Annotated in this window: 27 protein-coding genes and 1 pseudogene; 18 read left to right on the plus strand and 10 right to left on the minus strand. The window is 67.2% G+C overall.

The genetic code is table 11. The annotated features are described in order from the left end of the window. Positions 1-4: 4 nt before the first annotated feature. Genes brxL through R0145_RS03785 form a run of 5 tightly spaced genes read left to right on the plus strand, consistent with a single transcriptional unit; the run spans position 5 to position 6,048 of the window. Complete coding sequence (gene brxL, locus R0145_RS03765) at positions 5-2,131, plus strand: BREX system Lon protease-like protein BrxL (protein ID WP_317839079.1); 2,127 nt, start codon at positions 5-7, stop codon at positions 2,129-2,131. An 8-nt stretch (positions 2,132-2,139) separates the two neighbouring features. Then, on the plus strand, positions 2,140-3,417 hold the full coding sequence (locus tag R0145_RS03770) for a hypothetical protein (RefSeq protein WP_317839080.1): 1,278 nt from the start codon (positions 2,140-2,142) through the stop codon (positions 3,415-3,417). Continuing rightward, positions 3,410-5,386 (plus strand): ATP-binding protein, encoded by a 1,977-nt coding sequence (locus tag R0145_RS03775; protein WP_317839081.1) that lies wholly within the window; start codon positions 3,410-3,412, stop codon positions 5,384-5,386. Before R0145_RS03770 ends, R0145_RS03775 begins: the two co-directional genes overlap by 8 nt. Next, a complete protein-coding gene (locus R0145_RS03780) occupies positions 5,387-5,833 on the plus strand; it encodes a nuclease-related domain-containing protein (protein WP_317839082.1) in 447 nt (148 codons plus the stop codon). It begins immediately after the preceding gene. 20 nt (positions 5,834-5,853) lie between these two features. Next, entirely contained in the window at positions 5,854-6,048 is a 195-nt protein-coding gene (locus R0145_RS03785) for a hypothetical protein (RefSeq protein WP_317839083.1), read from the plus strand. 66 nt (positions 6,049-6,114) lie between these two features. Here the strand turns inward: R0145_RS03785 and R0145_RS03790 are convergent, their stop codons facing one another. Next, a complete protein-coding gene (locus R0145_RS03790; RefSeq protein ID WP_317839084.1) occupies positions 6,115-6,669 on the minus strand; it encodes a phospholipase domain-containing protein in 555 nt (184 codons plus the stop codon). 23 nt (positions 6,670-6,692) lie between these two features. On the opposite strand from R0145_RS03790, the pseudogene istA reads away from it, so the two are divergent. Together istA and R0145_RS03800 are read left to right on the plus strand one after the other, a co-directional pair. Further along, positions 6,693-8,251: pseudogene (gene istA, locus R0145_RS03795) on the plus strand (IS21 family transposase). After that, entirely contained in the window at positions 8,248-8,994 is a 747-nt protein-coding gene (locus tag R0145_RS03800) for an ATP-binding protein (RefSeq protein ID WP_317839085.1), read from the plus strand. The pseudogene istA and the gene R0145_RS03800 overlap by 4 nt, the downstream one beginning before the upstream one ends. Positions 8,995-9,055: 61 nt before the next feature. On the opposite strand, the gene R0145_RS03805 is transcribed toward R0145_RS03800, so the two are convergent. Next, a complete protein-coding gene (locus R0145_RS03805) occupies positions 9,056-9,358 on the minus strand; it encodes a hypothetical protein (RefSeq protein ID WP_317839086.1) in 303 nt (100 codons plus the stop codon). A 38-nt stretch (positions 9,359-9,396) separates the two neighbouring features. On the opposite strand from R0145_RS03805, the gene R0145_RS03810 reads away from it, so the two are divergent. From R0145_RS03810 to R0145_RS03820, 3 genes are all read left to right on the plus strand, one after another. Next, positions 9,397-10,668 (plus strand): ATP-binding protein, encoded by a 1,272-nt coding sequence (locus R0145_RS03810; protein WP_317839087.1) that lies wholly within the window; start codon positions 9,397-9,399, stop codon positions 10,666-10,668. A gap of 678 nt (positions 10,669-11,346) precedes the next feature. Further along, positions 11,347-12,567 carry a Fic family protein gene (locus R0145_RS03815; protein ID WP_317839088.1) on the plus strand — a complete coding sequence of 407 codons (1,221 nt, stop codon included), beginning with the start codon at positions 11,347-11,349 and terminating at the stop codon, positions 12,565-12,567. A 102-nt stretch (positions 12,568-12,669) separates the two neighbouring features. Next, positions 12,670-13,536: a hypothetical protein gene (locus R0145_RS03820; RefSeq protein ID WP_317839089.1), complete on the plus strand. Its 867-nt coding sequence runs from the start codon at positions 12,670-12,672 to the stop codon at positions 13,534-13,536. Between the two features lie 116 nt (positions 13,537-13,652). On the opposite strand, the gene R0145_RS03825 is transcribed toward R0145_RS03820, so the two are convergent. Continuing rightward, a complete protein-coding gene (locus tag R0145_RS03825) occupies positions 13,653-14,927 on the minus strand; it encodes a DUF6880 family protein (protein WP_317839090.1) in 1,275 nt (424 codons plus the stop codon). A gap of 360 nt (positions 14,928-15,287) precedes the next feature. Beyond that, entirely contained in the window at positions 15,288-15,890 is a 603-nt protein-coding gene (locus tag R0145_RS03830) for a MarR family transcriptional regulator (RefSeq protein ID WP_317839091.1), read from the minus strand. A 118-nt stretch (positions 15,891-16,008) separates the two neighbouring features. Between R0145_RS03830 and R0145_RS03835 the strand changes: the two genes are divergently transcribed. After that, the gene (locus R0145_RS03835; protein WP_317839092.1) at positions 16,009-16,869 is read left to right on the plus strand and encodes an aldo/keto reductase; all 861 of its coding nucleotides are present in this window, start codon (positions 16,009-16,011) and stop codon (positions 16,867-16,869) included. A 72-nt stretch (positions 16,870-16,941) separates the two neighbouring features. Here the strand turns inward: R0145_RS03835 and R0145_RS03840 are convergent, their stop codons facing one another. From R0145_RS03840 to R0145_RS03855, 4 genes are all read right to left on the minus strand, one after another. Next, a complete protein-coding gene (locus R0145_RS03840; protein WP_317839093.1) occupies positions 16,942-17,448 on the minus strand; it encodes a hypothetical protein in 507 nt (168 codons plus the stop codon). Continuing rightward, the gene (locus tag R0145_RS03845) at positions 17,442-18,074 is read right to left on the minus strand and encodes a hypothetical protein (RefSeq protein ID WP_317839094.1); all 633 of its coding nucleotides are present in this window, start codon (positions 18,072-18,074) and stop codon (positions 17,442-17,444) included. The genes R0145_RS03840 and R0145_RS03845 overlap by 7 nt, the downstream gene beginning before the upstream one ends. Before the next feature lie 98 nt (positions 18,075-18,172). Continuing rightward, positions 18,173-18,655, minus strand: a complete 483-nt coding sequence (locus R0145_RS03850; RefSeq protein WP_317839095.1) for a hypothetical protein — start codon at positions 18,653-18,655, stop codon at positions 18,173-18,175. Positions 18,656-18,732: 77 nt separating this feature from the next. After that, a complete protein-coding gene (locus tag R0145_RS03855) occupies positions 18,733-19,269 on the minus strand; it encodes a YceI family protein (RefSeq protein ID WP_317839096.1) in 537 nt (178 codons plus the stop codon). Positions 19,270-19,607: 338 nt separating this feature from the next. On the opposite strand from R0145_RS03855, the gene R0145_RS03860 reads away from it, so the two are divergent. The 4 genes from R0145_RS03860 (at position 19,608) to R0145_RS03875 (ending at position 22,119) form a co-directional block, all read left to right on the plus strand. Further along, positions 19,608-20,045, plus strand: a complete 438-nt coding sequence (locus R0145_RS03860) for a hypothetical protein (RefSeq protein WP_317839097.1) — start codon at positions 19,608-19,610, stop codon at positions 20,043-20,045. A gap of 149 nt (positions 20,046-20,194) precedes the next feature. Continuing rightward, positions 20,195-20,983 (plus strand): hypothetical protein, encoded by a 789-nt coding sequence (locus tag R0145_RS03865; protein WP_317839098.1) that lies wholly within the window; start codon positions 20,195-20,197, stop codon positions 20,981-20,983. 166 nt (positions 20,984-21,149) lie between these two features. Next, positions 21,150-21,290 (plus strand): hypothetical protein, encoded by a 141-nt coding sequence (locus R0145_RS03870; RefSeq protein WP_317839099.1) that lies wholly within the window; start codon positions 21,150-21,152, stop codon positions 21,288-21,290. Positions 21,291-21,462: 172 nt separating this feature from the next. After that, complete coding sequence (locus R0145_RS03875) at positions 21,463-22,119, plus strand: hypothetical protein (RefSeq protein WP_317839100.1); 657 nt, start codon at positions 21,463-21,465, stop codon at positions 22,117-22,119. Between the two features lie 149 nt (positions 22,120-22,268). Here R0145_RS03875 and R0145_RS03880 read toward each other — a convergent pair whose 3' ends face one another. Beyond that, positions 22,269-22,595, minus strand: coding sequence for a rhodanese-like domain-containing protein (locus tag R0145_RS03880; RefSeq protein ID WP_317839101.1), 327 nt, complete (start codon positions 22,593-22,595; stop codon positions 22,269-22,271). A gap of 132 nt (positions 22,596-22,727) precedes the next feature. Beyond that, positions 22,728-23,237 carry a hypothetical protein gene (locus R0145_RS03885; protein WP_317839102.1) on the minus strand — a complete coding sequence of 170 codons (510 nt, stop codon included), beginning with the start codon at positions 23,235-23,237 and terminating at the stop codon, positions 22,728-22,730. 285 nt (positions 23,238-23,522) lie between these two features. Here R0145_RS03885 and R0145_RS03890 point away from each other — a divergent pair, with 285 nt between their 5' ends. The 3 genes from R0145_RS03890 (at position 23,523) to R0145_RS03900 (ending at position 26,778) form a co-directional block, all read left to right on the plus strand. Next, entirely contained in the window at positions 23,523-24,200 is a 678-nt protein-coding gene (locus R0145_RS03890; RefSeq protein WP_317839103.1) for an NADPH-dependent F420 reductase, read from the plus strand. A gap of 156 nt (positions 24,201-24,356) precedes the next feature. Beyond that, entirely contained in the window at positions 24,357-24,920 is a 564-nt protein-coding gene (locus R0145_RS03895) for a dihydrofolate reductase family protein (protein ID WP_317839104.1), read from the plus strand. A gap of 106 nt (positions 24,921-25,026) precedes the next feature. After that, a complete protein-coding gene (locus tag R0145_RS03900; RefSeq protein ID WP_317839105.1) occupies positions 25,027-26,778 on the plus strand; it encodes an FG-GAP-like repeat-containing protein in 1,752 nt (583 codons plus the stop codon). Positions 26,779-26,787 lie beyond the last annotated feature (9 nt).

A 26,787-nucleotide genomic window follows, 5' to 3' on the forward strand; every position in this document is an offset into this window, starting at 1 on the left:
TGGGATGAGCGGGACCGAGAACGAGGAGGCCGACGCCGGCGCACCGCAGCAGAGCGATCTCGACTACAAGGTCAACTTGCTGTTCCCCGGAGTGGTTGTCCGCAAGGACCTGGTCAAGGCGGTCAAGGGCAACGCCATTGTGCCGACCTACGTCTTGGAGTACCTGCTCGGGCAGTACGCCGCATCGGACGACGAGGCCACCATCCAGGCCGGTATCGACACGGTCCGCAGGATCCTGGCCGAGCACTACGTCCACCGCAGCGAGTCCGAGCTGGTCAAATCGACTATTCGGGAGCGTGGACGGCACCGGGTCATCGACAAGGTCACCGTCACCCTCAACGAGAAGGCCGACGTCTACGAGGCCGAGTTCGCCAACCTGGGCATCAAGGGCGTCATTGTCGACCCGCCGGTCATCAAGGCCCACCCCAAGCTGCTGGTCGGAGGGGTCTGGTGCATCTGCGACATCGAATACTTCCACAGCGACGACCAGCGGGTCGTACCGTGGATCCTCGGCTCGATTAAGCCTATCCAGTTGTCGAAGTTCGACGTCGACCAGTACCTCGAATCGCGCCGCGGGTTCAACACCGAGGAGTGGATCGACCTGCTCATGCAGTCGATCGGCTTCAATCCTGAGACGTTCAGCAGGCGAGGGAAGCTCCTCCAGCTCGTACGCCTCATCCCGTTCGTCGAGCGCAACTACAATCTCGTCGAGCTCGGTCCCAAGGGCACCGGCAAGTCCCACATCTTCTCGGAGTTCTCGCCGCACGGGATGCTCATCTCGGGCGGCGAGGTCACCGTCCCCAAGCTCTTCGTCAACAACTCCAACGGCCGCATCGGCCTGGTCGGCTACTGGGACGTGGTGGCGTTCGACGAGTTCGCCGGCAAGAAGAAGCGCACCGACAAGGCGCTCGTCGACATCATGAAGAACTACATGGCGAACAAGTCGTTTTCCCGAGGTGTCGAGACCCTCGGTGCTGAGGCGTCGATGGTCTTCGTCGGCAACACCTCGCACACCGTGCCGTTCATGCTCAAGAACTCTGACCTGTTCGATGAGCTGCCCGACGCCTACCACGACCCGGCCTACCTCGACCGGTTGCACCACTACATCCCGGGGTGGGAGGTCGACATCATCCGTGGGGAGATGTTCTCTGAGGGCTACGGTTTCGTCGTCGACTACATCGCCGAAGTCCTCAAGTCGATGCGCTCGCAGGACTATTCCGACCGCTATCAGCAATACTTCACGCTGTCGCCCGACATCTCCACCCGCGACCGCGACGGCATCCATAAGACGTTCTCCGGCCTGATGAAGATCCTCTATCCCGGCGGCCAGGCCGAGAAGGAGGAGATCGAGGAGATCCTCCGACTCGCAATCGAGGGCCGCAAGCGCGTCAAGGACCAGATCCTGCGTATCGACTCGACCATGGCCGAGGTGAAGTTCAGATACTCGGATCAGAGCGACACCTGGCACTCGGTCGCCACCCTTGAAGAGCAGGAATACCCGGCGTACTACGACCAGCGGGCTTCGGTTGCGGTAGAGGAGCCGGAGCCGGACGAGGCGGTATCTCCCCGGAGCTCTGGCGTCGCCGTTGCCGGCTCCGACGACAACCCGCAGCCCGATGCACCGATCGTGACCGAGCCCGCGCTGTTCGAAGGACACCGCGAGTTCCAAGAGAACCAGCGCGGCGTCTCATACGAGACCCTGCTGCTCCCGTACCTTCGTGGAGCGACAGAGATCACGATCGTCGACCCGTACATTCGCCTGCCACACCAGGGGCGCAACCTCGTCGACGTGCTCGCGCTCCTCGCCTCGGCGAAGGATGCCGCTGACGAGATCGTCGTCACGCTCGTAACCAAGGCCGAGACCGGGCAGTACGAGCAAGCACACCTGCTCATGCTCAAGGACATCCAGGACAGCGCGGCAGCCGCCGGGATCAGGTTCAACGTCACCTGGGACGAGACGATTCACGATCGGTCCATCCGCGCCGACAACGGCTGGACGATCCTCCTCGGCCGCGGCCTCGACATCTTCCAGAAGGGCTCGGGCAGCCAGTTTGACCTCGCCGCGCGCCGCCAAGAGTTCCGCCAGGTCGTCGCCTTCGGCGTGACCTACATCCACGAGGGGGCCGAGTAGTGACGCAGGTGCGCATCAACGGGGTGGCTCAGCGGCCCGTGCCCGACGGCCAGGCGAACAGGCTCACACCCGAGCGTCTCCGAACGATCGTAGAGTCGGCGCACCTGAACTTCTTGATCGGCGCTGGTACATCGAGCGCATACTTCGCTCCGCTCGGAAACATTGAGGACGCTCTGACTGAGCTTGCCGACGCGACGGGGTCCAAAGCTGCGAAGCCGCTCGTCCGCGCCTCGATCCAGGGCTACTTCTTCGAGAAGGTCCTTGCGCCGAACGTGCGTATCATCGACCGCGACCCGTCTGCTGAGCCTGTGCTGCGGTCGTACGCCACGTTCGTACGCACGCTGAACCGCATCCTGCTCCGGCGGCACAGCACGCTCCTGTCGAAGCAGGCCAACATTTTCACAACCAACGTGGACATGCTGTTCGAGGTTGCGATGGAGGAACTCGGCATTGACTTCAGCGATGGGTTCAGCGGCAAGATCCGGCCGAAGTTCGACCTCGGGGACTTCAACACGTTGCGCTTTCGGATGGGGAGCCGCTACGAGCACCGGTTCGAGGTGCCGGTCTTCAACCTCGTGAAGATCCACGGCTCGGCATCCTGGCGGCAGCAGGAGCGGGATAACCGAAAGACAGACATCTACTTCGACCACGGGTTGACTCTCGTTGGGGAAGTCGGGCGGTTGCTCGACAAGGCGAAGCCGCACTTGTTGTCCGTGTCTGTGACTCAGGCTGAGGGCGAGGGCCCGACCATGCGCCCGGTGTCTGAACTCATCAGCGAAGCTAAGGGGGTGACGCTTACGCCTGAGGTCGAGGCGTTCGCGAAGGGCTATGACAGCCTCGGCATCGTGAACCCGGACAAGCGGAAGTTCGCGACCACCGTTCTGAACGAGACCTACTACGAGCTGATCCGCCGGTTCGCGAACGAGCTGGAAAAGGAGAACAGCGTCCTCTTCGTCCACGGTTTCTCGTTTCGAGACGAGCACCTCTGCGACCTCGTGCTGCGGGCGGCGAGGACGAACCCAACGTTGCAGGTTATCGTTTTCTGCTACTCCAGGGGCGGGCGTGAGGGCTACAGGAACCTCCTTCCGGACACCGAGATCAAGAACGGCAACATCGAGTTCGTGACCCCGGACGAGCCTGGAGAGGGGCAGAACGAACGCAGGATCAACCTCGACGTGCTCGAATCCGATTACTTCGCGCCGATCGTTCGCAACAAGCTGCCAGAGCCGGACCAGCGCATCGAACTCGAGATTCGCACGCCCCCAGTGGAGCCCGCTCGTGATTGAAGAGGGGCTCCTCGACCAGGACGCGGTGTTCCGAGTCGGCCGCGTTGTGTCTGTCGACGGCCGGCGCGTGCGAGTGGCGGTCGACAAGCTAAAGAACGGCTCGCACCTCCTCTACCGCGGCGGGCTCGTGCGCAACGTTGCGGTCGCGAGCTACGTCAAGATCGTCAAGGGGTTCGCCGAGCTGATCGCAAAGGTCGACGGCGAGGTGATCGAAGAGGATCGCAGCGCCTCAGTCGCATACCGGCGCGGGGTGGACCCGCTGTCGCGGCAACTCGACGTGAGCCTCGTCGGCTACATCGAGAGTGGATGCTTCGAGCGCGGCGTCCGCGAGATGCCGCTACTCGACAACGAGTGCTTCATCCTCACCGAGGAGGAGTTCGGGCTCATCCACACCTTCGTCGCGGGTGGGGATGAACCACTGGCCATCGGGGCGCTGGCGATGGAGCCGACTCAGCCCGTAGCCGTTGGAGTCAACGCCATCTTCGCGAGTCACATTGGGATCTTCGGTAACACGGGTAGCGGGAAGTCCTACACGCTCGCGAAGCTCTACCACGAACTGTTCAAGAAGTACGGGGCGGTCGACACGTTCCGACAGCGGGCGCAGTTCATCCTGATCGACTTCAACGGTGAGTACGTCAACCGAGAAGGCGACTCCGGCGACTATGCGACGGCCGTCATAGCCGATGGTGATATGAAACAGGTTTACGACCTCTCGACGCGCGACGACACGGGGGACCTGCTGCCGCTGCCATCCTCGGCGATTCATGACCCGACGTTGTGGTCTGTGCTTCTTGATGCAACTGAGAAGACCCAGGCGCCGTTCATCGCGCGAGCGCTCGGCGGGTACTGGGACGGCAGGATCACGGATGCCCGCGCGCTGCTCGCAATCGTCGGCGGCCTGATCGCTGACTACACGAAGAGCACCGATGCGGCGCTTGACAGGTTCCTGCCGGTGACCTTCCTTGAGGAGATTCGGAGCTGCCTCGGCTCCAGCACTTCCCCCGGGTATGCGGCGCTCATTGAGGATTTTCGGGACAACATTGGCCTCCACACGGGTAACCACAGTTTCTACTGGGGGCCCTACCCGCGAGTAGAGAAGTGGTCGAGTGCCGACGACTGGGGTGCCTTTATCAGCGGCAAGGTTACCGTGGTCCCCCAGAGTTTCGACGAGATCACTGACGTCGACCTTGTCCGGTTCAAGCTCGTGCTGCAGTTCTACCGCGAGGTGATGAAAGGCAGCGCGAACCGCGAGCACATCGGTCCGCTCATGAAGCGGCTCGATGAGCGGGTGCCGAGCATCAAGAGGCTGATCAAGATCTCGGATGACGCACTCGCTCAGCGTCCCCTGACTGTCGTGTCTCTGCGCAACGTGAATCTCGCGATGCGCAAGGTGTTGCCGATGATCCTGTGCAAGCACCACTACGATGCCAAGAAGCGTACGGACCCGCAGGGCCAGCGGTACTTGAACCTCATCATCGATGAAGCGCACAACATCCTGTCCTCGGAGTCAGCCCGAGAGAGTGAGACCTGGCGGGACTACCGCCTTGAGACGTTTGAGGAGATCATCAAGGAAGGCCGCAAGTTCGGTGTCTTCCTGACGATCGCGAGCCAGCGTCCGCATGATATTTCGGAGACAATCGTCTCGCAGTTGCACAACTATTTCCTGCACCGCCTCGTTAACAACCTCGATGTACACGCCATCGAGAAGGCTGTCGCCTACCTCGATCGAGTCTCGTTCGAGTCCCTGCCGATCCTTCCCACCGGAACATGCGTTCTATCTGGTGTCTCCGCCCAGGTTCCGGTCGTTGTGCGGATCGGTCAAGTCCCGCTGGAGGCCGCGCCGAACAGCCGCACTATATCGGTGGCGACCGAGTGGCTGACGCCACTGCCCGACGATCCAGGCGATGACGAGTCGCCGGACTCGCTCGATCTCCGCGACGCCGACTGGTCATTAGAGCCACCATTTTGAGTGCTCCGGATCCTGCACGATCGACGGATCCCGGGGTCGAGGGCCAACATCGACCACATCATCATCTGCCCGGCCGGTGTGTTCGTCGTCGACGCCAAGCGATATCAGGGAAAGCGTCCGGAGCTGCGGGTCGAAGGCGGACTGCTGCGACCCCGGGTGGAGAATCTGATGGTTGGTGGTCGCGACCGTACGACCCTCGTCGACGGCGTCCTGAAGCAGCAGGGGCTGGTCCGCGCCGCCGTTCCCGACGACGATGCACCTGTCCGGGGCGTCCTGTGTTTCGTGGATGGCGACTGGCCGCTGATCGGCGGCGCGTTCACCATCCGTGACGTCGACGTGGTGTGGCCGAAGAAACTCGCCGGCATGCTGGGCGCATCGGGCCCCCTCGACCCGCCCCGGATCCAGAGCCTGCAGCGCCGGCTTGCCAGCGCCTTTCCTTCCGCGTGAGCCGCCCCAAGGTGGGCAGCGTGAGGTGGTCCCGGGTCTCGGCGTCGGTATGGTGGCGCGACGCTGGCCTCGCCGCCGTGCTCGCGGGCGTCGCCCTGGTCCCGGCGTTGGGGCCGTACGGTCTCGTCCTCGGCGGGCTGCCGACCCGCAGTGACGACGCGTGGCGGGTGGTCCTCATCCTGGCGCAGACGCTGCCGCTCGCGGGGCGGGCCTGATAGGCCGTGGCATGCCGATGCCATCGGCGGCGTGGTCCGTGGGCCAGCGCCGCCGATGGCTCCGGCTCAGCGACCCAGTTGCGGATCGCTGCTGCTGGGCTTGCCGTTCTCGATGTGCCCGGCGAACGTACGCGTCCACGAGCCGTCCACCGTGCTGAACGTGACGTCGTACCAGCCCGACGAGGCGCGCAGATCGAGCGTGAGCGCGCCGTTCCCGTTGAGACGGCGCGGGGCGCCGTACGCATCGGTCACGACGACCTGCTGGCCGGCGGCGCCGCTCAGCTTCAGCTGCAGCTGGTGCGAGGCACCGGCAGGAGCCACCTCGGCCAGCAACGTGCTGTCACCGTGCCCGGCGTAGCGCCGGAAGAAGCCGTTGGGCCCGTGCAGCTGGATGTCGTAGTCGCCGTTCACCGGCCAGGACGCGTCGAGCGACGCACCGGCAGAAACCGTGTAGCTGTGCGGCTGGCCGACGTGACCAGGTGAATATTCGCTTGGCTGGGGTCCGGTGGTCGTGTCTTCGGGGGCCGGTGGGCTGGCCGCTGGATTGCGGGCTTGGGGGCCGGGTGTGGGGTGTGTGGGGGCCACTCTGTTTAGGCTCCCCCCGCCGTGTGTATCGGGCACATGGCGGGAGGAGCTGAGCAGTCATGGTACGGAAGATCAGGGCGAAACTCGTCTTGCGGTTACGCGCCGAGGGCCTGTCCGGGCGGGCGATCGCGGCGTCGCAGGCGATGTCGCGCAAGAGTGTGACGGCAGTGTTGGAGGCCGCCGATGCGGCCGGTGTCGGCTGGGACGACGTCGCCGAGCGGTCCGAGGGCGAGGTCTACGGACTGTTGTTCCCGGGGCGGGGTGAGCACGAGAGCGTGTTCGCCCCGCCGGACTGGGACGAGGTCCACCGTCAGATGGCCCGGGTCGGGGTGACGCTGAAGCTGCTGCACCAGGAGTACGCCGACGGCTGCGCGGCCCGCCGCGAGCCGGCGATGGGCTACGACCGGTTCTGCCGCAGCTACCAGCATCATGTGGTGGTCACCGGCGCGGCCTCGCGGGTCGGTCACAAGGCCGCCCAGAGCGTCGAGGTCGACTGGTCCGGTCCGACGATGCACCTCACCGACCCGGTGACGGGTGCGACGCGGACGGTGTACTTGTTCGTGGGGTGCCTGCCGTTCAGCCGGTATGGGTTCGTCGAGCCTGCCCTGGACATGGGCCAGGACACCTGGCTGCGGGCCCATGTGGCGATGTTCGAGTTCTTCGGCGGGTCGGTGCCCCGCATCGTGCCGGACAACCTGAAGACCGGGGTGCTCAAGCATCCCCGCGAGGGCGAGATCGTGCTGAACGACGCCTACCGCGAGATGGCCGCCCACTACTCGGCCGCGGTGCTGCCGGGCCGGGTGAAGAAGCCCAAGGACAAGGCGAGCGTGGAGAACACCGTGGGCCACGTCGCGACCTGGGTCATCGCGTCGCTGCGGGACCAGCAGTTCACCTCGCTGCCCGCGTTGCGAGCCGCGATCGTCGGCCGGATCGACGCCTACAACCGCGAGCCGTTCCAGAAACGGCCCGGCTCGAGGCTCAGCGTGTTCACCACCTTGGAGGCGCCGGGGCTGACGCCCCTGCCGCAGGTCGCCTACGAGATCAGCCAGTGGGTCTACGGGCGCCGGGTCGGGCGCAACGGGCACGTGGTCTGGGAGCGCAACTACTACTCGGTCCCGTTCGCCCATATCGGCACCACGGTCGACCTGCGCATCACCGACCGGGTGCTGGAGGCCTACCGGGGCACCGAACGGCTGACCAGCCACCTGCTGCTGCCCCAGGGGTCGAGCAACGAGTACGCCACCAACGACGCCGACCTGCCCACCTCGAACAGGTACCAGCCGTGGGACCCCGACCGGGTGCGGGACTGGGCCGAACGTGTCGGCCCGTCCGCGGTGGTCGTGGTGAACCGGATCTTCGAGTCCGTGCCGGTCGACGAACAGGGCCTGGACGCCGCCCTGGCGGTGCTGCGGCTGTCGCGGCGCTACTCGGCCGAACGGGTCGAGGCGGCCTGCCGGCTCGCCCTGACCGGCCGGGTCCGCTCACCGCGCTACGCCCATCTGGCCCCGATCCTAGCGACCGGGCAGGACAAGACCGCCAGGCTGCGCCCACCCCGGAGCCGGGCGAGGACGGCGGCTACGTGCGCGGCGCCAGCTACTACGCAGGAGACGCGAAGTGAGCGGGATCGACATCGAGACCAAGCGCAAGCTCCGCGAGATGGGCGCCGGCCCGCTCCTGGAAGCGATCGAGGCCCAGGACGACGCCCTCGTCCTCGGGCTGGGCTTCGCCGACCGGCTCCGGCTGGTCGTCGACGAGGCGCACAGCTCCTTCACCCACGCGAAGGTCGAGGGACTGATCCGGCGGGCCGGGCTGCGCTACCCGGGCGCGGATCTACGCCGGGTCGACCTGATCGAGGAACGAGGCCTGGACCGCAACGTGATCGCCCAGCTCGCGACATGCTCGTTCGTCGACCGCCAGCAGAACGTGGTGTTCCAGGGCTTCACCGGGTCGGGGAAGTCCTACCTCGGCTGCGCGCTGGCCAAACAGGCCTGTCAACACCGGATCCGGGCCCACTACATCCGGATGCCCGACCTCGAAGAGGCCTGGGCCCAGGCCCGCGACAAGCCCCAAGGGCAGACGAAGTTCCTGAACAAGTACGCGGCGTTCACCGTGCTGGTGATCGACGAATGGCTCCTCGACCATCCCGACGAGGGCATGCGCAGCATGCTGCTGGAACTGCTCGAGCGCCGCTACGACGCCGCCTCGACGGTGTTCTGCACTCAGTATGCGAAGAAGGATTGGCACCAGCGCCTCGGCTCCGGAGTCCACGCCGATGCGATCATGGACCGCATCGTCCACAACACCATCTGGGTCGATACCGGCAGCCACAACATGCGTGAACACGCCACCCTGAACCAGTAACACCACGCCGGTGGGAGCCGGTGGCCCCCAGACCTGCGGCCGCTGGCCCCCACCGCCACGATCACCGGCCCCGAACGGCAATACCCGGTGGCCTCCAAGCCTTCAAATACTCAACCAGGCGCGCCTGGAAGTGCGCGCCGAGCCGTCCCGCGTTGTGGAGCGTGACGGCGATCGCGCCGGCGTGAGCCTGCTCGGTGACGGTCAGGTCGCCGGCCACGGCACGGCGCCACGGCGTGATCTGCGGCTCCTGCACGCCGAACCGCGCCTCGATGAAACGGATGATGGAGGTGTGGTCGAGCGTCTCGACTCGGCGGCGAACCGCAGGGACTCGGGCCGTCCAGATGTTCGACTCATCGTCGTCCAAACGTTAAATTGTTTCCTGTCCAGATGTTAAATTGAGGCATGCGATATCGCCGCAGGATCCTCGATGACGTCCTTGACGAGGTCTTCCCTCATCTGGCTGCCGTCGCGCTGGAAGGTGCCAAGGGGGTGGGCAAGACCGCGACCGGCAGTGAGCGCGCTGCCACCGTCCTCTCGCTCAACAAGCCGGCCGAACGTGCTGCTGTCGGCGCCCACCTCGACCTGATCACCGAGGTCCCCGGGCCGGTCCTTATCGACGAGTGGCAACTCGAACCGGCGGTCTGGGACCGGGTCCGCCGGGCGGTGGATGACGACCCGGCAGGTGGCCGCTTCCTGCTGGCCGGATCGGCCGGGGTCGCGCCGGGCGTACGTATCCACTCCGGCGCCGGGAGGATCGTACGCATGACGATGCGGCCGCTGACCATCGCTGAACGCGGCCTCGAGAAGCCCACGGTGTCCCTGGCGGCCGTCCTCGCCGGCGAGGCGCCTTCGATCACGGGGACCACGCTGGTCGGTCTCGCCGATTACACCGACGAGATCCTCCGTTCGGGATTCCCTGGGATCCGGGACCTCCCCGAACGGGCGCGGAACCTGCAGTTGGACAGCTATGTCGACCGGATTCTGGAGCGTGAGCTGCCGGAGAACGGGGTGGTCGTCCGCCGTCCTGCCGCCCTGCGGGCATGGCTATCGGCGTACGCGGCGGCGACGGCCACCGATGCCGCGTACAGCACCATCCTCGATGCGGCGACTCCGGGCGAGGGTGACAAGCCGGTGCGACAGACGGCGGACACCTACCGGGAACACCTCACGCGGGTCTTCGTACTGGATCCGGTCGAGGCATGGATCCCTGCGTTCGCCCCGCTCAAGCGGCTGACGCGGGCGCCCAAACATCACCTGGTCGATCCGGCTCTGGCCGCACGGCTGGTGGGAGTGGGCAAGGCCGGTCTGCTGCGTGGCCAGGGGTGGCCGTTCACCGTGAGCACCGGCACCTGGCTGGGGGCGCTGTTCGAATCCCTGGTCGCCCAGTCGGTCCGGGTGTACGCCCAGACGGCCGAGGCCAGAGTCGGGCACCTGCGGACCAAGAACACCGAGCACGAGATCGATCTGGTGGTGGAAGGTGCCGATCGATCCGTCGTGGCGATCGAGGTGAAGCTCTCCGACGCGGTCACCTCCGCCGACGTGGTGCACCTGAACTGGCTCGCGGAGCAACTGGGGGAGCGGCTGGTGGATCGCCTCGTGGTGTACACGGGTGGCCTGGCCTATCGCCGGACCGATGGCGTCGGGGTCGTCCCCCTGGCATTGCTGGGTCCGTGACCGGGATCTGACAGCGCTCGGTCCGTGACCGGTGTTCAGAGGCGTGGGGGACGGCCTCGGCTTCGTGCTGCATCGGCGGAGGTGCGGAGGTGCGAGGTCGCGGGCCCGCAGGCCGGGCCAGCCGCGCACCCGTCGGGCGAGGTCGGTGCGCAGCCCGGACACCCCGTACCGGGCGCCGAGCAGGGCCCGGCGATCGCTGTGACCGTGTCGGTGGCTCCGGGAACACCACGGACCCCGAGTCAAAGACCTCATGGTCCTCACCACAGGACCCCACGCCTACCGACGATCCGACGGGATCGCCGTGGTCCCCCTCGGACTCCTCGGCCCCTGACACTCCCAGCGCGGCCGCAGTCGCCGAGCCGCGGCGGCGCGCTCGGCTTCGCTGCAGTCAGGCTTCTGGGCTCCGGTCGGACGTGCCCGGGCCGGCGGCCGCTGCCCGTGGTGACGTCTCACGGCCACTGCCAGGGCAGCCCAGCCCGGTCGAACTCCTGCTGCAGGCGTGGTCGTCGCCGGTGGGTGGTGTGGAGTTCGGCGATGAGCTGGTCCACCTCGGCCACTTGGTCGGCCTTTCGGCCGGACGTCAGGCGGTTCTTGTTGCCGTCACTGATGGGAACGGGCAGCTCTCATTAGTATCCTTAGTGGGAAAATGCGCCTACGCTGATCCCATCAGGAGGTGAGATGCAGGAGCCAGCCGAACACCAGACCCCGACGTCGGCCGTCGCGCCCACGTCCTGGCCATCCCTCCAGTACGGTCAGGCCGACTGGGACCGACCGGATCCTGCGGCAAGCCGCCGCCAGCGGGCGGCCAACCAAGGCACCTTCCACTATGCCGTCGTCCCGCACATCGCCACCCTGGAGCCAGCGGTCGGCCCTGAGACGCTGTCCGATGCCGATGATGCGGTGGCGAGGCTGCAGGCCTTCGACAAGGACTCCCTGGGCTGGGGAGTGCCCTTCTCCTCGGTGCTGCTGCGCAGCGAATCAGCTGCCAGCTCCCAGATCGAGCACCTGACCGCGAACGCACGCCGGATCGCCTTGGCCGCACTGGGTGACTCCAGCCGCCCGAACGCGACGATGATCGCCCGCAACACCGCGGCACTGCGCGCGGCCGTCGACCTGGCCGATCGCATCAGCGCCACCACCATCCTTGCCATGCACGAGCGGTTGGATGGTGGCGACGATCCCGACAACGCCGGACGCTTCCGTCGGGAATGGGTGTGGATCGGCGGCCAGTCGCCGGTCACCGCTGCCCACGTCGGTGTCCACCCGGCCGCCGTGGAGAGCGATATCGCCGATCTGGTCGGCTTCATCCGGCGCGACGACATCCAGCCCTTGGTTCAGGCAGCGATCGCGCATGCCCAGTTCGAGACGATTCACCCGTTCACCGACGGCAACGGCCGGACCGGTCGTGCCCTGGTGAGCGCGATTCTGCGGCGAAGGGCGGTGACGAAGCACATGTCGGTGCCGATCTCCTTCGGTCTGCTGGTCGACACCGAGGAGTACTTCGCCGCCCTGACCGCCTCCCGAAAGGGCGATCTCGCACCGATCGTCGAACGCTTCGCCCATGCGGCCCGACGGGCCGTCGACAACGCGGTCGTCCTGCGCGAGGACGTGCAGGCCGTCCGCGATGCGGTGATCGGCACCGCGCAACGCCGTACGGCCAACCTGCTCACGATCGCCGAGCTGTGCGCAAGCGAACCGGCGTTCACCGCGCAGATGGTCACCGATCGGGGGATCTCGGCCTCGAGCGCCTATCGGATCCTGGATCGACTGGTTGAGGCCGGAATCATCCGTCAGGAGAAGCCGATCCGTGGATCGACGGTGTGGACCGTGCCGGGGCTGACCGAGGCGCTGGACCGGTTCGCCGCCCGAGTCGGACGGCGTACGCTCGGCGGCCGCTGAAGGGTCGGGTGGCGCAACCGCGACAGGCGTCGCGCCGCGCGTTGTCGCTTGTGGTCGGTCGCGTTGCGGATGAAGAGTGGTCACGCTGGTAGCGTCCCGCCCGTGGCGGGCGACAGACTCTCTCGGGACGACTTCTACGACGCGTTGGCGGGGGTGGACGAAGTCGGTCTGAAGAAGGCGCTGTGGACTGTCTACTGGCGCGGACCGGCGCCGATCCGGGAGCGGATCATGGCCTCGATCGACCCGGCAGGGGCCGCCGCGCAGTCCGCGAACGCGAGCGCGCCGGTCGCCGCCGTCGCGCTGGAGGCCGAGGTCAACGAGTTCGCGGCGCTCGCACGGAGTGGGGCCTATCTGGGCCGCGATCGACGCGTCTCGCCGAAGGAGCGGACGCGGTGGCGCTTCACTTTCCAGCGCCTCGTCACCGCAACCACCAACGCCCTGGCCGGTCGCGAGGTGGAGCCGGCGGCCTCGGTGATGGCGACGTTGATCGATCTGGCCTGCGAGATGGGGTCGGTCGACTACTTCCGCTCCGACGATCCGGTGGAGGCTGCCCGGTTCGTGGTTTCTGATGCGACGGCGGTGCTGTGGGCCGCGATCCGGAGGGAGCAGGGCCACACCGCGTTCTGCGACCGAGCCGCCGGACAGTTGGTGCGTTGGGAGTCGCGCTACGGCTGGACCCGACGGGGCTTCGGAGCCGTGAGCGAGCGGGAGACCCCACTCGCGCAGGTGATGGCGGGCATGCTTCCGGCTGCTGACGCCTGGGGCCAGTTCGCTGACGCCTATTTGCGGGCCCTGGACGACGTGGCTGAGCAGCGGCGCGGTTCCGGCGCAGGGCAGCGCAGCCGGAAGGAACTCAGGGAGAATCTGGGCACCTGGCACGAACTGTTGCAGGAGCATCTCGCGCACGGTGAGTACGAGGACCGACTCGAGAGACTCGCGCACCACCCCGCCTTGGTCGGGCGCAGCTGAGCGGTTCTCTGCTGGCGGCGCCTTCAGCGGCAACGTTGGTCAAGCAGGCGAGAACACAGGCGACTTGACAGAGTTGGCGTCATCCGCGGTCCGAACAGGATGGAGAACTGCCGCGGTCAGGGCAGCCCAGCCCGGTCGAACTCCTGCTGCAGGCGCGGCCGGCGACGGTGGGTGGTGCGGAGTTCGGCGATGAGCTGGTCCACCTCGACGGGGTGGCCGGTTGTGCGCGCAAGGGTGCGCATCTTCGCCAGCCGCCGAGCCGCGGCGCGGTAGCGCTTGGCGTCCGCGATCTCGAGGTCCGCCACGACCCGCACGGTGTGCACCGAGAGGGCTGCGACCGGATCGGTCTTCTCGTACGCGGTGGCGAGCTGGTCCCACAGAGAGGGGTCGTCCAGGTCGAGGGAGTGCGCCAGTGTCCACGCCAGCCGAGGGTCTTCGAGCGTATGGAGGGCGAATGCGACGGCATCGCGGGGCCGCTTCTCCAGCCCGGCCATGATGGCCTCGCGATGGTCGGGCCAGGCATCGCCGGCCGTCCTGCGTACGGCGGCCGCGTGGCCGGCCGTCGGCCAGCGTCGGAACACCTCCAGTCGAGCGGGCAGCTCGTCCTGCGGGCGGTGCTCGGCCAGCAGCGAGCACCAGTACGCGGCGGCGTCGACCGACTGGTGGCCCGGACCGAACTCGGCGGCCTGTCGGGCCCAGTCGATGGCCAGGTCGAACTCGCCGATCTCCGCGAGGGCTTCGGCAGTGTCCTTGAACCAGGCGGCGACCTTGCGGTCGCGGGCGTGGGTGGCGATGATCGCCGGTACGTCGCGGTCCCAGACCGCGAGCCGTTGCGCATTCCAGCCGAGCATGAACCGGATGTATCGATCGTTGACTCGGCACTCCCAGCGCTCCGGGTCGGTGGCCCGTTGGGCCCAGAGCGCGGCCTCCTGCTCGTCGGTCAACTCCGGGCCCAGCGTGTCGGCGATCCCGGCCAGCTTGGCTCGGTACCGCGCCAGCCCCTTCTCGCCGAGGGCCGGAGCGTACGCGACTGGGTCGATGGTGAAGTAGTCGACCTCCTGGACGAACTGGAAGTTGATCATCCAGTCCACGACCTTGGCTGCTGGAGGTTGCACGGCCCTGACCAGTTCGGCGTGCAGATCGAGCAGGTCCCTGATGGCATCGCCGATGATGCCGCTGGAGTCGTCGGCTCGCCAGATCACCCGAAGCGCACTGGCGATCGCCCGTTGGGTCACCCCGAGCACGTGGTCGGCGGGTTCGTCCTGGGCGGCCTGTCGGAGCACGGCCACGGCCTCGTGCAGCTGGCTTCCGTACGCGTTGGAGGCGCTCCAGCGGTGCAGGTCCGCGCGCGTACGGACCATCGGCAGCACGGCATCAGCGAGATCGGACATGGCAACCTCCGAAGGGAATGGGGATACGGAAGGCCCGGGGAAAGCGGTGACGACCCGTCGTCATCAATCCTCCTGCGACAGTCCCAGGCCTTGCAGCACGGTGTCGATCGCCACGGTATGTCTCATCAGCGAGACTGATGAGAAAATGGTCCTCCCCGAGTCTCAGTAAGGAGGCCACTGCGGACCAGCAACCCGGCGGTCCCCCGGCCGACCGCCCGCCCTCGGCATGGCCGACACGGAGACCACCACCGAACCAGCCCTCGCCCTCAGCGCCTGACCAGACCAACCATCGAAGGAAAACCGCCGCTGCACCACCACAAGGGACTTGACCGAGTGACGTGCCACTTCGACGGACCTCGCTCAGCGGGCGAGCCATGCTTGGTCGTGTGATACCCAGAAGACGTGCAGTCCCAGTCTCTGGAAGGCTAAGTCAGGGAGGCGATCGACCAAACCGCGGTACTGCCGATTGTCGGGGAGGGCCAGTGCGTACGAGGCGTGGGGATTGTCCATTCGTTGGATCAACTCGCCCAGCGCGTTCAGGAAGTAGTTCACCTGTTGGGGGCCGGGAGCGACTTCGCCCTTGGCTTCGATCTGCCACCGCCGTCCGTCAGGATGGCGGGCGTCCACGTCCACTCCTTGGGTCCGTCCCCAGGCTACGTGCACGGTGAATCCTTCGCGTTTGAGGAGATCCTTGACCGCGGACTTCACCTCGTCCTCGGTCAGGAAGTCGCTGGTAGCGCTGGACCTCGATGGTGCAGGCCGTTCCGCGATGCCAGCAGCAGGCGCATTCACGATCTTTCCGTCCGGTCCGACATAGCGCTGGAGCTTGCCTTCTATCTCGAGACGCCGGGCGGTTTGGTTGATCGACTGGCGGTGGGACACGCCCAATTGGCGGGCGAGCTGATCGTCATCCAGCGGCGAGTGTCGGATCGCCGCGAGAATCTGGTCCGCGATTGTTGCCATGCGCCCATCTTCTGACACTGGGCCGGGGTCTGCCGATGGATCGGTGGACCGGAGCCGATGTGACGTCGGGACTGCGCTGGGGCGCTCCGTTGTCAGGGCTCGTGGCTAGGCTCCGAACATGACGGTTGTTAACGCGGGAAAGTTCAATCTGGCCGGCGAGCTGCCGGTGACGCGGCTCGGTTTCGGTGCCATGCGCATCACCGGCCCGGGAATCTGGGGTCCGCCGGCCGACCATGACGAGGCGATCGCCGTGCTGCGACGCGCGGTCGAGCTGGGCGTGGACTTCATCGACACTGCCGACGCATACGGTCCGTACGTCTCGGAGGACCTGATCTTCGAAGCACTGCACGACGGCAGCGGGTATGGCGAGGTCACCATTGCCACCAAGGGCGCGCACACCCGCCAGGGACCCTTCCAGTGGGTCCAGGTCGGCCGCCCGGAGTACCTGCGCCAGTGCGTGCAGATGTCGCTGCGCCGCCTCGGCCTGGAGCAGATCCCACTGTGGCAGCTGCACCGGATCGACCCGAAGGTGCCGCGCGAGGAGCAGTTCGGCGCGATGAAGGAGTTCGTCGACGAGGGCCTCGTACGCCTCGTCGGGCTCTCCCAGGTGAGCGTCGAGGAGATCCAGGCGGCCCAGGCCGCCGGCCTCACCATCGCCTCGGTGCAGAACCGCTACAACCTCGCCGACCACTCCAGCGAGGACGTGCTGGACTTCTGCGAAGCCGAGGGCATCGGGTTCATCCCGTGGGCACCGATGGACGCCGGCAAGCTGGCCCAGCCGGGCGGTGCGATGGACGACATCGTCCGGGCCCACCGGGGCGCGACCCCGTCGCAGGTGGCACTGGCCTGGCTGCTGCGTCGTTCGCCGGTGATGCTGCCGATCCCCGGCACCGGCAAGGTGGCCCACCTCGAGGCGAACTGCGCGGCGGCCGACCTCGATCTCACCGACGACGAGGTCCGTACGCTCACCACAGCCTGACCTCGTCGGCGAAGGCCACCCGTGGTTCCGTCCGAGGCCGCCTGACCTCCTTGACGAGGAGGCGATCGGGCGCTAAGGGATTTGAGGTTTCGCCGTTCCGGGGGATGACTGGCCGCCAGCAGGCGCGTCTGTCGGCCAGTCATCCCGGCGGCGGTAGTCGAGCACAACGGGCGGGAGTCCGAGTGCAGCGGTGATCTCGGTGAAGAACTGACGGACGTACGGGTAGGCCAAGAAGTACGCGTTGGTGTCGACCCACGCCGACATGGCCGGGCGCGATGTCTCCAGGTCGGCGGTGACCTTGAACGAAACGATGTGGGCGACGCGGATCGAGGCCACCTCGTCGTCGTCCTCGCGGCACGAAAGGGTATGGGCGATACGGACCAGCAGTACGTCGTCATCCGGCAGCAGGGCGTACGCAGATTGGCATTCGACGATGCCCGCCGTCATTGTCGTGGGGATGGTGCGGACTGGGCCGGCGTGAACTTCATCGACTCGGACACCGATCGGCTGGGTTGCTTCAATGATGGCGGCCACATCCGGGGCAGAGACCGGGCCGGATTGCTCGAGGATGCTCAGCATGGCGAAGCAACTCCCGCCTCGGACTGGAATTCCGCCCGTGTGAGTCGGATTCCTGTGGAGTGCAGCGGGAAGGCGTAGACGGGGCGGGGAACCGGGTGGAACTCCTGCGGTGCCGCCTGCGTGGATGTCTGCTCCCACCGCAGGGTCGTCGCATCCGGGTTGCGCATCAGACAGTTGTCGATCTGCACCATCTCCTCGGGCGTCGGCAGAGTCTCGCCCAGGTCGATGCTGCGCGTGTCGCGCAGCCAGGCCACGATCTCAGTCCACAACCACAGCTTCACCGACCCCGGATCGAGGACCTCCTGAGGGACGGGGAAACCTGACTGCAGGGTCCATTTGCGCGCACCCTCGCGGCTCCGACCGGTCCGGTGCGCGATCGCTGTGGTGGACACGAGGTCGCGGAAGACACCCGCGACCTTCACCTCGCCCGGGAGTGCAACTTCGAGTTCGCGCGCCAACTCGACGACACCTGGCACCATGGCAGCGCGCTCCAGGAAGGTTGTAACGGTAGTCAGCCCCGCGTTCTCCGCCCACAGCAGCTCGGGGAACCGTTCGGCGAGGATCTCGCCGGTTGCCTCGTCGTCCAGATCGACTCCCGTCACGCGAAGCTCGACGTCCACGATCATCTACTACCTCCTCGAGTTCCCTGTCATGATCAATGGTTGGCAGTTGCCAACTGTACGCACCCGCGTGCCCAATCGGAACAGCGGGTGCCGAAGTGTGGTCAAGCCGTTATGCGCACGCGTAGGAGGCTCAGGCGTTCGGATAGGGCCGCGTGCCGGGCTCGTAGGTCAACGAGCTGCGGCGCGCTATTCGGGGCCTCGCGGAAGGTGAGGTTGGCGCCGCGCAGTTCCCCGTCAGCGCGATCGGCCAACTCTTCAGGGGTGGGACGCGGCGTCGTGGGAAGGAGCCGTCCAAGCTCGCCTTCGAGCCGGCTGACCTGGCCATCGAGAAGGTCAAACTCGTCTTCGGCCTCGGCCAGCATGTCTTCGGCCTCTCCGATGGTCTCGAGGATGCGAGCCATGCGGCGTTCGGCGTTGGCCCAGGTCAGTTGTGTCTCGGAAGCGATGATCCAGCGTTCGGCATTGCCCAGGGATCGCTCGATGCGTCCCAGGATCTCTATGGCGGCTGGGCTGTGCTGGCAATTTCGGATCTTCTGGCGAAAGCCGCGGGCGACACTCTCGGTGCCGCGGCCTGTTGAGAACACGTGGATCCGGTGGACGCCTGCGGGGCACTGCAGGATCAGACCGCCATGATCGTTCGCTGTGTCGTGACCGCTCCCGCTCAGAGTCGTACGGTCACCTCCACGTCGACCCGGTCCCCGACCTTGAGGGCGCCCATCATGAAGCTGTAGGGCTTGATCCCGAAGTCCGACTGGGTGACCTGACCGGTCAGCCGGTAGCCCGACTCGGTGAGTGCCACCTGCAGGACCTGTGGGCGGGTCTGGCCGTGCAGGGTGAGGTTCCCTTCGAGCGTCACAGCCTCCCAGGTGCCCGTGGCCGCCGTCGAGACGAAGCGGAACTCGGGGTACTGCTGCACCTGGAGGGTCTTCTGCGCGTTGGCGAGGATCTCGCGGGCGTCCTTCTCGGCCACCGACTTGCCGGCGTCGCGGCTGCCCTTCAGCGTCAGTGAGCGCAGGTCGGCGCTGACCTCGAGCGCGGTCGCGCTCGGCTCCTGGCCGACGGTGAGGGAGGCGGTCCAGCGGTCGATCCTGAGGGCGAGGGCGTGGCCCAGGCGGGCCGCCCTGCCCTCGACGGTGGTGAGGAGGATGAGTTCGCCGTCGTCCTGGGTGAGTGCGTGGGTTCCTGGTGTGAGCGACATACCAACAGTGTCCCTGTTTGGGCGAAGCGAACGGTGGGCCATGCTCGGGACGAGGCGTCACGTCTGGCTTCATCGTCGGCCGTCGGGGCTGAGGCCAGCGTCGACGGCCACATCCGAACTCCGCGTGCATGGCCGACCCTGATCGTCATATGTTCCCACCGGTACTCGTCAGGATTCGAGAAGCACCGGCGGATCGCCGCCCGTACCGTCGTGAGTGTGGACACCGCGATCCACCTGAACCGCCGGCAGCCCCAGTGGCCCACGGTGGCCCACATGACCGCGGAGCACGTGCGGCATTCGCGATGTGCAGCCGGCACTGATCACTAAGGAGACCTGAGATGACGGACACGAAGATCGGATTCAGCGACGCGGAGCGGCAGGCGATGCAGCAGCGAGCCGACGAGCTTAGGGCGATGAAGGGCGTCAAGGGCGCGGCGAAGAAGGCGAAGGAGCTGGACGCCTGCCTCGCCGCGATCGCCGTACTCGAGGGCACGGACCGGGTGGTCGCCGAGCGCCTGCATGTGATCGTCTCCGAGGAGGCGCCGCAGCTGGATCCGAAGACTTGGTACGGGTTCCCGACGTACGCGAAGGACGGCAAGAACATCGTGTTCTACCAGCCGTCCTCCAAGTTCGACGCGCGTTACGGCACGGTCGGTTTCGAGGAGCATGCCGCGCTCGATGACGGCGACATGTGGCCGGTCGCCTACGCGGTCATCGAGATGACCGACGCGGTGGAGCGGCGGCTGCGCGAGCTGGTCCGCAGGGCCGCCGGATAGCCCGGCGCAGCGTGCAGAAGCAACTCGCTGCCCGAGCCGAGGAGCACGCGCTTCATCGAGGCCGAGGTCCGCGACATCCTCACTCCGCGACATCCTCACCAGGGCCGCGCGCGGGGGCGCCGGACACTCTCTCGAGTGCCTCCATCGCCGTGACCCGTGCCAGCGCGGATGCCCCGCCGGACCTGCTGGCGCAGACCCACGAGGCTGGTCGCCTACTGGCCCACCGGACCGACTCCGGGCGGGACTCTGTGCGCATCGGCACCTGGAACCTTGATGCCCGGCACCAGCCGGCTCATGTGGAGCTGGCGCTTCAGTTGGGATGCGACGTCCTGCTGTTGACCGAGATCTCACCCAGGCTGGAGATCCCGGGCTACACCAAGGTATTGACCGCCGGGGTGATGGCTCGGGGTCAGCACTGGGCCGGCGTCTTCTCCCGGCGACCGCTGGAACCGCTGCCGGAGCCGCATCCGGCCAGCGCTGCCGCACGGATCGACGGGCGGGTGTTCTGCTCGTCGATCCTGCCGTGGACCGGTTGCGGGGCCGGTGAGCCGTGGGGGAATGGGGGCCATGCCGACAGGACCCGGCGTACGCTCGAGCGCCTGCGTCCGGGCCTGTCTTCCGACGGGGTGTGGGGAGGGGACTGGAACCATGCGCTGGTGGGCCGGGAACGGGCTGGCAGCCTGGCTGGCCGCGCGGCCGTCCAGCACACGCTCGAGGAGCTGGGCCTGCAGGTGCCGACGGCCGAGCTGGCCCATCAGCGGGATGGGCTGTGCAGCATCGACCACATCGCGGTTCCGGGATCATGGCGGGTGCTGTCGGTGGAACAGGCCAGCGTCGCAGTCGGGGATCGGTGGCTCTCCGACCATGACGCGTACGTGGTGGAGGTCATTCCTGCCGTCACTGATGACCGCACGGGTAGTGGGCCGTCCCGGGGGTGATGGCCGCGTTGGATCGCTTTGCCGCGCCCCGCTGCCGTAGGTATCGGTGTCCGTGAGGGCCGTCGATCTGTCCCCGCCGGCATGCCGCGTGGGGTGACGGCAGGATGTGCAACAGACGTCCGTCAGGATGTTAAACAGGACTCCGTCAAGATTGCTGGTTTGAGGCATGCCGTATCGCCGCCGGATCATCGACGACATCCTGGACGGCGTCTTCCCTTACCTGGCCGCGATCGCCCTGGAAGGGGCGAAGGGAGTCGGTAAGACTGCCACTGCGTCCCAGCGGGCGACGACCGTCCTCTCGCCGTGACATCGGCGTTCGGGTCGCCGCGGTGACACGTGGGGTGGGTGAGGTCACCTGGACCTGCGCTCGGCATCGACGCCCATCGGGTGTGCCAGAGTGTGGGGCGGCAGGATGGACGTACCTGAAGAGTGCCTTTCGACGGGCTGCCCAGCGGCCCCAGTCACCAGGAAGGTGAGAGATGGCAGCTGTCGAGATCGACGACGAGTCGGGGGAGTGGCGCGTCTTTGGCGAATGGCGGCCGGTCGACGACAGGCCGGTGCTGATCCTCCGGCCCGACGACCTGGGCCGACTGACGATCGGGGATCTCGCCGAGGGTCTTGCCGACGTCTTCGACGACTGGCGGGGCCACAGCATCAAGGCCCACGTGGCTCTCCCCGGCGTCGTGGACCCCGGCATCGACGGGCCGCTCCAGGACATCTCCTTCGTGTGGGGAGTGCTCGAGGCCAACCGGCTCACCGGGGACCGGCGGATGCCCGAGGACGTGATGGCGTCCGCTTCCCTGGGTCTGGTCATCGAGCCGCGGCGCAAGCGGTCGCCCAGCGCCGGGGCCAGCAGTGAGGACGCTTATTGGACGTCCCTGATCGCCTCGGTCCGCCGCTTCGTCGAGCGCAGGGACTGTCGGGTGATCGTCTCCACGCAACGCCGGTTCGATCGGTCCCCCGGTGCCCTCGAATTGGTTGTCTTCCCCAAGGTCAAGGGCGCCTGGACCGCCGCCCGTCGCAAGGAGCCTCTGACCGCGCTCTTCGCGCTCGGCACCGAGATCCTGGAGCTGTGCGGGACTGTGGGCTCAGCCCCGCCCGGACCCCGACCTGTGGACGATCCCGCTGCCACGTGACATGAGCCGGCGAACGGGCCGGGGGCTGCCACAGATCATTGGCCCTTTGCATTGAGCGACGAGATCCATGCTCCCGCCTGCTCGATGCACGAACCTCGCGCCTGAATCACTCGGCTGATCAGGCGTGAGTCCGAGGAAGCTGGAGTCGCTCAGCCCTGCGGCTGCTCCGGTCCCAGCTCGACCGGCCGGCCCTGGGCGGTCCACGCGCTCATGCCGCCCTCGACGTTGACCACGTCGTATCCGGCCGCGTCGAGCGCCTCGACCGCACGCAGGGAGCGCCCACCCGCTTGGCAGATCACGTACGTGGTGGCGTCCTGGTCGAGTTCGCCGGCGCGAGCGACCACCTCTCCGAGCGGGATCAGCCGCGCCCCGGGCAGGTGGCCGGCCTCATACTCGTACGGTTCACGGACGTCCACCACGGGCACGCCCGCGGCGTACGCCTCGGCGAAGGTGGCGATATCGGTCGTCTTCGGCATGATCCGAGGATAGGCGCCGCCGTGCGGCGTGATGGCCACCGACGAAACCTCGGCCTCGACCAGCACGTGTTTCGCTGGCAGTCCGAAGCACACCCGACTGACGTGCCGCCGGGTCAGCTGCTCGGTGGCACCTCAGTCGATGCCCTCCACGAGTTGGCGCAGGGTGTACCCGGCAGGCAGGCCTCCGCAGATCCATGCCCACAGCACCTGCGCCGCGTCGACGGGCGAGACGATCATCTCATCCCCGAAATAGTTCGTGCCCCGTCCTACCACGTCGGCACAGCATCGCTGGACGTCGGTCATAGCGCCGCCGATCCGCTGGACCCTTCGGGCGAACGACTCCGGCCCTGTCCCGCCGTCGACCTCGACGATCCACCCTCCCTGGACGCGCATGGACTGCGCCCAAGGCTGCTTGCCTGCCCGGGAGAGGACGCCCCAGTCTCCCGGTTCCTGCAACGCCCTGAGTAGCGTGGACAGTTGGCCGATGTCGTGGACGAAGGTGTCATCGCCGTCCTCGGGACGCCAGATGACCGGTTCTTGTGGCTGCGTCTGCTGACGCAGCCATGTCTCTGCCTGGTCGGCCAGGTCTTCCCGGTCAAGCAGCTCGGGACGGCCCCCGACCCCCCACGCCGACGTCGCCATGCTCCCCTACTTCCCCTGAGTACTCGGACGGCTCGCGGACATCGACCACGGGCGCGCTCGCCTGGTGCGTCGTGACCGGTTCGTACGCGACGGCGAGGGTCGCGACCCCAGTCGTCTCCGACCTGGTCCGAGAGTAGGCGCCGTCCTGCCTCTGGGCACCCCGTTACGCGACCCGAATGACCCGACATCGGCGACTCCCGCGACGATGCGCGCCTTCTCTGCTACCGTCCACACCATCCAGTGAGACCCTGGTCACACGTGGTCCCCGCCTCGAGGAGGTTCACCATGGACATCGCGGTACTCGGCACCGGCAGGGTCGGCCGGGCTCTCGCGGCTGGCCTGCACGAGCTGGGCCACACCGTCGTCGTCGGCACCCGCGACCCCGCGGCGACACTCGCCCGGACCGCGCCCGACAGCATGGGCACACCGCCCTTCAGCGCCTGGCAGGCGGCGCACCCCGACATCGCCCTCGCCAGCTTCGCCGACGCGGCAGCCGGTGCCGACCTGGTGGTGAACGCCTCCAACGGCGCCGCGACCCTGGACGTCCTCACCCTCGCCGGTGCCGCCAACCTGGCCGGCAAGGTGCTCCTCGACGTCTCCAACCCGCTGGACTTCACGCACGGCTACCCGCCCACCCTGTTCGTCAAGGACACCGACTCGCTCGGCGAGACCATCCAGCGCGCCTTCCCGCAGGCCCGGGTCGTCAAGACGCTCAACACCATCACCGCGGATCTGATGGTCGACCCGAGGTTGCTCGGCGCGTCCGTGACGGTGTTCGTGTCCGGTGACGACGCCGAGGCCAAGGCCACCGTCGTGGCCCTGCTGACCGCCTTCGGCCACGATGACGTGATCGACCTCGGTGGCATCGAGACGGCCCGGGGCCCGGAGATGATGCTCCCGGTCTGGCTCAGCCTCGCGAGCACCCTCGGGACGACCCGGTTCGACTTCAAGGTCGTGCGCTGATGCAGGCCGCGGGCGTCGATGACGACGCGGCCCCGGGTCGGTCATCGGACGGTGACGGGACAGCCTCTGGGGGAAGGAGAGCCTGATGTCGAGCCCATCGGTGAACGTCATCGCGATCACGGTTGTCCGTTCCTCCAGTGCCGCGAGCGTGCCGTCATGCTGATCTACTCGATGGGCGTCTCGGTGGATGGCTTCATCAACGACCGCGAGGGCGGGTTCGAGTGGGGCGCCCCGAGTGACGAGCTGTTCGGTTTCCACCTCGCGCGGGTGAGCCAGCTCGGCGGCTACCTGTGCGGCCGCAGGCTCTACCAGACCATGCTGGTGTGGGAGACGGATCCGGCGCTGCGCGACACCGACCTCGGGGCCGCCTTCGCCGACGTCTGGAGCGCCCTCCCGAAGGTCGTCTTCAGCCGTACGCTCGACAGCGTCCAGGGCAACGCCCGGCTCGCCCGGGGGTCGGTGGCCGAGGAGATCGCCGCGGCGCTCGCCGCCACCGACAAACACGTCGAGATCGGCGGCGCCGGCCTGGCCACGCAGGCGATAGAGCTCGACCTTGTCGACGAGCTGCGTATCTTCCGGTATCCGATCATCGTCGGTGACGGTACGCCCTTCCTGCCGCCGGTCACCACAGCGCTACCGCTGCTCCTGGTCGAGACCAGGACGTTCGACGCGCGGGTGATCTACGAGCGCTACCGGCGCGGCCGCGCGGCGTCGGGCTGACGCCCTCCTTCGAATCGAGAATGTACCCCCTTGCCCTCTAGTGTGACCTATGTCACTCTTGACGCAAGTAGGCGACTCTCGAGTTCTCGGGAAAGTGAGCGTTCACATGTCGCGCAACAACGATTTCGACGGCAACGGGCGGGACGAGTTGTTGGTTTCCAGCCCATGGGGAATGGCTTTGTTGGAACTCTCGGGCAACACGTTCACGGCACCGGTGATGGCGCCGAACGGGACCCGGTTCGGCGGCTGGAATCTGCAGACCGGTGACAACCGGTTCGGACCCGTGGCCGATTTCGATGGTGATGGCCGGGCCGAGATGGTGATCTCGAGCCCTTGGGGCGTGGGAGTCCTGGAGCAGCGGGGCAACTCACTGGCCCCCCTGGTGATGGCGCCGAACGGCACCCGGTTCGGCAGCTGGAACTTCCAGTCGGGCGACAACCGTTTCGAGAAGGCCGCTGACTTCGATGGTGATGGCCGGGCCGAACTGCTGATCTCGAGCCCGTGGGGGCTGGGCGTCCTGAAGCTCGCCGGGTCATCGCTCACCGCGCCGATGATGGCACCGAACGGGACCCGTTTCGGTGGCTGGAACCTGCAGACCGGTGACAACCGCTTCGGGCCGGTCGGTGACTTCGACGGCGACGGCCGGGTCGAGGTCTTCGTCTCCAGCCCGTGGGGTGTGGGGATCCTCCAGCTGCAGGGCAACACCCTCCGGCCGCTCATGATGGCGCCGAACGGGACGCGGTTCGGCGGTTGGCTGCTGAACACCCGCGACAACTTCTTCCGGCTCGCCGCTGACGTCGACGGTGACGGACGGGCCGAACTCCTCGTCACCAGCCCCTGGGGCATCGGGATCCTCAAGCTGTCCGGCGGGAGCCTGACAGCCCTGACGATGGCTGCGAACGGGACGCGGTTGGGGGGCTGGATCGTCGATACCACGAACAATCGATTCGGTCCGGCCGCGGACTACGACGGTGACGGCCGGGCCGAGCTGCTGATGAGCAGTCCCTGGGGCATCGGAACGCTCGAATGGAACGCCGGGGCGCTCACCTCGCCACTGATGGCCGCCAACGGCACGCGGGTCGGCGGCTGGGTGGTCGACACCCGGAACAACCGTTACGGTCCGGCCGCAGACTACGACGGTGACGGCCGGCCGGAGCTCATCGCGACCAGCCCCTGGGGTCTCGGCGTCCTCAAGCCGACCAGCGCGGCGAGTTCACCGGTGATGGCCCCGAACGGCACGCGATTCGGCGGTTGGAACCTCCAGACCGACGACAACCGCTTCGGCGTCCGTCGCTCGTCCTTCGAGTACGTCGTCGTACATTTCAAGACCCTGCTCGCACGGACGGCAGCCATCGACACGTTCATGGACACCCAGTACAAGGCGATGGAGGACCTGTTCGCCGACTACGGAGTCGCCACCTACCGCGCGACGACCGAGGACCTGAGCGGCGACGCCTCGCTGGCGGGCGTGGTGGACCTCGACGTGGGCCCGTGCATCCTGGGATCCCCGACGACCGAGCACAACACGCTGTTCGCGAGGAGGAACGGCGTGGGCGCGAACGATGTCGTCGTGTACGTCGTCCGGACCCTGACCAACGGCACCGGGGCGACGAACCTGCTGGGCTGCGCCACGCACCCGAACAACCAGCCCGGGTGCGCGGTGGTGCAGGCGAATGCCCGCTGGCTCGTCGCCCACGAGGTGGGGCATGTGCTGGGCCTGCTGCATTGGGGCAACCCGCCCGCGACGAACAGCCAGTTCCTGATGTTCCCCACCGTGGGGTGGACCGACACGCCTCCGGACATCGTCCAGACCGAGGTCGCCACGATGGTGGACTCCACCCTCACCCGGGCCTTCTGAGAGGAGAAC

Origin of the sequence: Raineyella sp. W15-4, from assembly GCF_033170155.1 — a bacterium.
In the GTDB taxonomy this organism is placed as follows: domain Bacteria; phylum Actinomycetota; class Actinomycetes; order Propionibacteriales; family Propionibacteriaceae; genus Raineyella.

Bases quoted from the DNA above. Each gene is read 5' to 3' on its own strand.
- brxL (WP_317839079.1), top strand. From the start codon at position 5: ATGAGCGGGACCGAGAACGAGGAGGCCGACGCCGGCGCACCGCAGCAG.
- R0145_RS03810 (WP_317839087.1), top strand. From the start codon at position 9,397: ATGCGATATCGCCGCAGGATCCTCGATGACGTCCTTGACGAGGTCTTC.
- R0145_RS03815 (WP_317839088.1), top strand. From the start codon at position 11,347: ATGCAGGAGCCAGCCGAACACCAGACCCCGACGTCGGCCGTCGCGCCC.
- R0145_RS03825 (WP_317839090.1), bottom strand. From the start codon at position 14,927: ATGTCCGATCTCGCTGATGCCGTGCTGCCGATGGTCCGTACGCGCGCG.
- R0145_RS03830 (WP_317839091.1), bottom strand. From the start codon at position 15,890: ATGGCAACAATCGCGGACCAGATTCTCGCGGCGATCCGACACTCGCCG.
- R0145_RS03835 (WP_317839092.1), top strand. From the start codon at position 16,009: ATGACGGTTGTTAACGCGGGAAAGTTCAATCTGGCCGGCGAGCTGCCG.
- R0145_RS03840 (WP_317839093.1), bottom strand. From the start codon at position 17,448: ATGCTGAGCATCCTCGAGCAATCCGGCCCGGTCTCTGCCCCGGATGTG.
- R0145_RS03845 (WP_317839094.1), bottom strand. From the start codon at position 18,074: ATGATCGTGGACGTCGAGCTTCGCGTGACGGGAGTCGATCTGGACGAC.
- R0145_RS03855 (WP_317839096.1), bottom strand. From the start codon at position 19,269: ATGTCGCTCACACCAGGAACCCACGCACTCACCCAGGACGACGGCGAA.
- R0145_RS03860 (WP_317839097.1), top strand. From the start codon at position 19,608: ATGACGGACACGAAGATCGGATTCAGCGACGCGGAGCGGCAGGCGATG.
- R0145_RS03870 (WP_317839099.1), top strand. From the start codon at position 21,150: ATGCCGTATCGCCGCCGGATCATCGACGACATCCTGGACGGCGTCTTC.
- R0145_RS03875 (WP_317839100.1), top strand. From the start codon at position 21,463: ATGGCAGCTGTCGAGATCGACGACGAGTCGGGGGAGTGGCGCGTCTTT.
- R0145_RS03880 (WP_317839101.1), bottom strand. From the start codon at position 22,595: ATGCCGAAGACGACCGATATCGCCACCTTCGCCGAGGCGTACGCCGCG.
- R0145_RS03885 (WP_317839102.1), bottom strand. From the start codon at position 23,237: ATGGCGACGTCGGCGTGGGGGGTCGGGGGCCGTCCCGAGCTGCTTGAC.
- R0145_RS03890 (WP_317839103.1), top strand. From the start codon at position 23,523: ATGGACATCGCGGTACTCGGCACCGGCAGGGTCGGCCGGGCTCTCGCG.
- R0145_RS03895 (WP_317839104.1), top strand. From the start codon at position 24,357: ATGCTGATCTACTCGATGGGCGTCTCGGTGGATGGCTTCATCAACGAC.
- R0145_RS03900 (WP_317839105.1), top strand. From the start codon at position 25,027: ATGTCGCGCAACAACGATTTCGACGGCAACGGGCGGGACGAGTTGTTG.